This is a genomic window from Lysinibacillus sp. GW247-5R2A (assembly GCF_059424475.1).
On record NZ_JBWKZL010000035.1, the window covers coordinates 1 to 1,269 of the forward strand.

At 37.8% G+C, this 1,269-nt stretch carries 2 protein-coding genes; both read right to left on the reverse strand.

Annotated features, from left to right (window positions below):
• Positions 1-38: 38 nt before the first annotated feature.
• Positions 39-902 carry an IS3 family transposase gene (locus AC07YC_RS22780; protein WP_494920519.1) on the reverse strand — a complete coding sequence of 288 codons (864 nt, stop codon included), beginning with the start codon at positions 900-902 and terminating at the stop codon, positions 39-41.
• 8 nt (positions 903-910) lie between these two features.
• Positions 911-1,231 carry a helix-turn-helix domain-containing protein gene (locus tag AC07YC_RS22785; protein ID WP_336637369.1) on the reverse strand — a complete coding sequence of 107 codons (321 nt, stop codon included), beginning with the start codon at positions 1,229-1,231 and terminating at the stop codon, positions 911-913.
• Positions 1,232-1,269 lie beyond the last annotated feature (38 nt).

Here is a 1,269-nt window from a genome sequence, read left to right on the forward strand (position 1 = left end):
TGGACTTACCCCTGTCAAGTAGACAGCACTAAAAAACACTACGCAGCCATCTGGTGTCGATATTCTATCGGCGCTAGATGGTTGAGTCGTTTTTGAAAACGTTTATAGTTGTAAAAGTAGATATATTGCTCAACTGCTTGGATAGTCTCTACTTCAGAATTATCCTGTAGTAGATACAAACACTCGCTTTTAAAATGGGAAAAGAATGATTCAATACAGGCATTATCGTGACAGTTCCCTTTACGAGAATGGCTGCCAATCATGCCGAGTTGTTCCACTGTTTGATGATAGTTAATCGATGTGTATTGAAAGCCTTGATCTGAATGGAGAATACTTCGATACACATTTCTTTTGGCTGTCAATTCTTCAAGCGTATCCATGACCAGTTTTAAATCGTTTCGTTTGCTTATCTTCCAAGCGACAATTTCGTTATTATATAAATCTTGAACCGCAGAAAGATAGAGAAAACCAGTTTTGGTTGGTAAGTATGTAATATCTGTGACGAATACTTCATTTTCTGTACGCTCTTTAAATTGGCGTTCTACGATGTTATCGAATACACGAGATACTTGGTGTTTCCACACACGACGCTTCTTACGGATAATGGAATGAATGCCTAGCTCACTCATTAATCGATAGACTTTCTTGTGATTTACTTTGAACCCTTTGTCTCTTAAGGCGATTTGCATACGTGGGTAGCCATACACTTTATGTGTTTGATGAATCGATAAAATGTGATCCTTTAAAAGGATATCATCCTGTTTACGTAACGATATCTTTCCATTTTTTACCCACCTATAATAGCCTGAACGTTGCACTTTAGCCATTTCAGTTAGCCACGTAATCGGGTAACGATTCTTCATCTCATCAATAATTCGATATCGCTCTGGATAAGTTGGCATGCCTCCATTTACAGATTTGGGTACTGCTTTTTTAGGTATTCAACCTGTGCTTTATAGTAATCTCGTTCTTCTTCCACATCTTTAAAGTGAACTCGTTTACCTTTCAGAGGATTCTTCACACCTTTCGCTCCAGAACCAGCGGATGGAAGGCGGTTAAACGCTTCAATCGAACCCACTTCTTTAAACTTTTTGACCCAAGCTACCACCTGCGAACGATTTTGAATGCCATATTTTTCTGCAATTTTTTGCGGGCTTTCATTGCCTTTTAAATAAGCTTGTACTACTTCTAATTTCAATTCATTTGAATAAACCTGATTTTTTCGAGCCATAGAAAATCCCCTTTAAGTAGAATGTTAACTACAGTTTA

What these genes read in the sequence shown, in the direction of transcription:
- AC07YC_RS22780 (WP_494920519.1), bottom strand. Translation starts at nt 902, where the DNA reads ATGCCAACTTATCCAGAGCGATATCGAATTATTGATGAGATGAAGAAT.
- AC07YC_RS22785 (WP_336637369.1), bottom strand. Translation starts at nt 1,231, where the DNA reads ATGGCTCGAAAAAATCAGGTTTATTCAAATGAATTGAAATTAGAAGTA.